Source organism: Arhodomonas sp. KWT (assembly GCF_010993615.1).
The window spans coordinates 1-3,548 of the sequence record NZ_WNXE01000217.1 but is presented as its reverse complement, the minus strand read 5'-3'; the positions used below and the strand labels follow the sequence as shown (position 1 = coordinate 3,548).

General features: G+C 72.3%; 3 protein-coding genes and 3 tRNA genes. 3 read left to right on the top strand and 3 right to left on the bottom strand.

All coding sequences use genetic code 11. From position 1 onward, the window contains the following. Positions 1–36 precede the first annotated feature (36 nt). The 3 genes from G7A99_RS16850 to G7A99_RS16840 form a co-directional block, all read right to left on the bottom strand. A tRNA-Thr gene (locus G7A99_RS16850) sits at positions 37–111 on the bottom strand. Between the two features lie 36 nt (positions 112–147). Beyond that, positions 148–221 (bottom strand) — tRNA-Gly (locus G7A99_RS16845). A gap of 32 nt (positions 222–253) precedes the next feature. Further along, positions 254–338, bottom strand: a tRNA-Tyr gene (locus tag G7A99_RS16840). A gap of 122 nt (positions 339–460) precedes the next feature. Between G7A99_RS16840 and G7A99_RS16835 the strand changes: the two genes are divergently transcribed. From G7A99_RS16835 to G7A99_RS16825, 3 genes are all read left to right on the top strand, one after another. Next, on the top strand, positions 461–1,579 hold the full coding sequence (locus tag G7A99_RS16835; protein ID WP_163142301.1) for a sorbosone dehydrogenase family protein: 1,119 nt from the start codon (positions 461–463) through the stop codon (positions 1,577–1,579). 56 nt (positions 1,580–1,635) lie between these two features. Then, positions 1,636–2,094: a (2Fe-2S)-binding protein gene (locus G7A99_RS16830; RefSeq protein ID WP_163142298.1), complete on the top strand. Its 459-nt coding sequence runs from the start codon at positions 1,636–1,638 to the stop codon at positions 2,092–2,094. After that, positions 2,087–3,548: molybdopterin cofactor-binding domain-containing protein (locus G7A99_RS16825; RefSeq protein ID WP_163142295.1), on the top strand; the 1,462-nt coding region annotated here is incomplete at its 3' end. The genes G7A99_RS16830 and G7A99_RS16825, both read left to right, overlap by 8 nt.

The window sequence follows — 3,548 nt, the reverse complement described above, 5'->3', positions numbered from 1 at the left end:
AGGGGGCTCTCTACGGACTACGGAAAGCTCGGTAGATGGAGCCCATGGGCGGATTTGAACCGCCGACCTCACCCTTACCAAGGGTGTGCTCTACCCCTGAGCTACATGGGCATGACAACCGAATCGTCCTGTCGCGGGACCGAACACTGGAGCGGGTGATGGGAATCGAACCCACATCATCAGCTTGGAAGGCTGAGGTTCTACCATTGAACTACACCCGCCTGGAACCCGCTGCATCCCGCGCCAGATTGTCTGGTGGAGGGAGGAGGATTCGAACCTCCGAAGGCTGAGCCAGCAGATTTACAGTCTGCCCCCGTTGACCGCTTGGGTATCCCTCCAAATTGTCATTCCCTGCCGCCCGACCCGCCTGGGCGGAATCATCGCGACAGGTCGCGAAATTCTACATACTGGACGCATAGCGTCAACCCCCGGCCGTAAGCCGAGCGACAAGGAGGGCGACATGCCACACCATCTCCTTCGCGCCGTGGCCCTCGTGGTAGTCGCCGCGGCGGCTCAATCCTGCCGTAGCGCGACCGAGCACGGCCTCGCCCGGCTGGACCTCCCGGAGGGCTTCACCGCCGGCGTCTACAGTGCCGACGTGCCCGGCGCCCGCAGTCTTGCGCTGGGGGCACAGGGCACGGTATTCGTCGGCTCCCGCGGCGCCGGGAACGTCTACGCGCTGCGCGACACGGACGGCGACGGGCGCACCGACCACCGCCACCTGCTCATCGAGGGCTCGCCGGACTCTCCCAACGGGGTGGCGTTCCTCGACGGCGACCTCTACGTCGCCTTCACCGACCGCATCGCCCGCCTGCCGGCGATCGAGTCACGGCTCGATGACCCGCCCGCGCCGCAGACCGTGGCCCGACTGCCCCGCTACGATCACCACGGCTGGCGCTACCTGGCCGCCGGGCCGGACGGTGCGCTCTACGTGGGCCTGGGCGCGCCCTGCAACGTCTGTGAGCGCTACGGCGAGATCTGGCGCGTCGACCCGGACAACGGCAAACACACGGTGATCGCCCGGGGCGTGCGCAACACCGTCGGCTTCGACTGGTCACCGCAGACCGGCACCCTCTGGTTCACCGACAACGGCCGCGACATGCTCGGCGACAACCGCCCGCCGGACGAGCTCAACCGCCTCACCGGCGAGCGCACGCACTTCGGCTTCCCGTACTGCCACGGCGGCGACATCCCCGATCCGGAATACGGTTCGCCGGACGCGTGTGCCCGCTACGTCCCGCCGGTGCAACGCCTCGGCCCCCACGTCGCGGCGCTGGGCATGCGCTTCTATGACGGTGACGCCTTTCCCGCCGACTACCGCGGCGACATCCTCATCGCCGAGCACGGCTCCTGGAACCGCAGCGAGCGCATCGGTTACCGCCTCATGCGAGTCGACCCCGAGGCGGCGCTGGCCGGGACCGGCGACGCCTACCGGCCGTTCGTCACCGGCTGGCTGACGGACAGCGGAGAGATCTGGGGCCGACCGGTGGACGTCCTGGTCCTGCCGAGCGGCGCCCTGCTGGTCTCCGACGACTACCGCGGCGCGGTCTATCATATCGACTACGGCCCCCCGGGCTGACGCCGTACCGCGTCGCGCCCGCCGGCCGAGGCAAGGCACAGGGAGGCGGCGCGGCCATGGCCATCGACCTCGAAGTGAACGGCGTCGCCCGGCGCTACGACGGCCCGCCGGAGCGTCCGCTGCTGTGGTACCTGCGCGAGGACCTCGGCCTCACCGGGACGAAATTCGGCTGCGGCGTCGCCCTCTGCGGTGCGTGCCTGGTACTGGTCGGCGACGCCGCGGTGCCCGCCTGCCGCACCCCCATGGACAGCCTGGACGGTGCCGCCGTCACCACCATCGAGGGCCTCGCCGCCGGGGACGACCCGGTCATCGCCGCCTGGCGCGAGGCCCAGGTCCCACAGTGCGGCTACTGCCAGCCCGGCCAGGTGATCGCCGCCACCGCACTGCTGCGGACCACCCCGCGGCCCAGTCCCACGCAGACCGAGGCGGCCATGGACCGGGTGCTCTGCCGCTGCGGCACCTACCAGCGGGCACGCCGGGCGCTTGCCGCGCTCACCGGCGGACGCAATGGCTGAGGGGAAGTTCAGCCCCACGCGCCGCCGCCTGATCGTCGGCGCCCTCGCCGCCGGCGCCGGCCTGTATGTGGCCGCCCGCCTGGCCGGCTCACGGGATACCACCGCGGGAAACGGCGCCATGAGCGACACCGGCTACGCCGACGCCTGGGTGGAGATCCGCACCGACGGCCGCATCGTGCTGCGCCTCACCGAGGCCGAGATGGGCCAGGGCGTGACCACGTCACTGCCCCTGCTTGTCGCCGAGGAGCTCGCCGTCGCGCCGGACACCATCGAGCTCGCGCCCGCGCCCCTCACCCCCGTCTACGGCGAGCAGACCACCGGCGGCAGCACCAGCATCCGCGAGGCGTGGCCCGTGCTCCGCCGGAGCGCGGCCACGGCACGGGCGCTGCTGATCACCGCCGCCGCCGCCCGCTGGGGCGTCGACGACGCCGACTGCCGCGCCGCGGACGGCCACGTCCATCATGACCCCAGCGGCCGCAGCCTGGCCTACGGCGCCCTCGCGCTCGACGCGGCCCGGCTCGAACCGCCCGCCGAGGTCGCGCTCACCGAACCGGGGGAATGGCGCTGGATCGGCCACTCCCCGCCCCGGCGGGATGTCCCCGAGAAGCTCACCGGGACCGCGGTGTTCGGCATCGACATCAACCGTCGCGGCGCCCTGGTCGCGAGTGTCGCCCATCCGCCGGTCCCCGGCGGGGAACCCGTCCGGATGGACACCCGGGCCGCCCGCGCTGTCGCGGGGGTTCAAGATGTCCTCACCCTGCCCGGCGGTGCCGTCGCCGTCGTCGCCGACGGCTACTGGGAAGCCAGGCAGGGCCTCGACGCTCTGGCCCCGGAATGGCCACCGGCCGGCCTGCCGGACGACACGGCGATCGCCGCCATCCTGGAAGAGGCGCTGGACGGGGACATGCCCACCGCCTGGCAGCGCGGAGAGGCGGACGGCGGGAACGTCGCCGGCGACGCCCTCGTGAGCGCACGTTACCGGGTCCCACTGCAGGCCCATGCCTGCCTCGAGCCGCCCAACGCCACCGCCGCAGCGGGCGACGACGGGATCGAGGTCTGGACGGGTACCCAGTCCCGCAGCCGCGCCCGGGACGCTGCCCTCGCCGCGGCGCGGGGCGAGGGTCCCGGCGCCCTTCTCGCCCGCGTGGCAGGTCGCCTGGGGCTCGCCACCGGGAACGACGTCAGCGTGCACGGCACACTGATCGGCGGTGGCTTCGGGCGCCGACTGGAGCAGGACTACGTCACCGAGGCGGTGGCGCTGAGCCGCACCGTGGGAGCCCCGGTCAAGGTCATCTGGTCCCGCGAGGAGGACCTCCGGCACGACGTCTACCGGCCGCCGAGCCATCACCTCCTGGAGGCCCGGCTCGGCGCGGACGAGCTGCCGCAATCGTGGCATCACCGGATCGCCGCCCCCTCGGTAGTGGAATCGCTGTGGCCCGGCAGCGTCACCGACG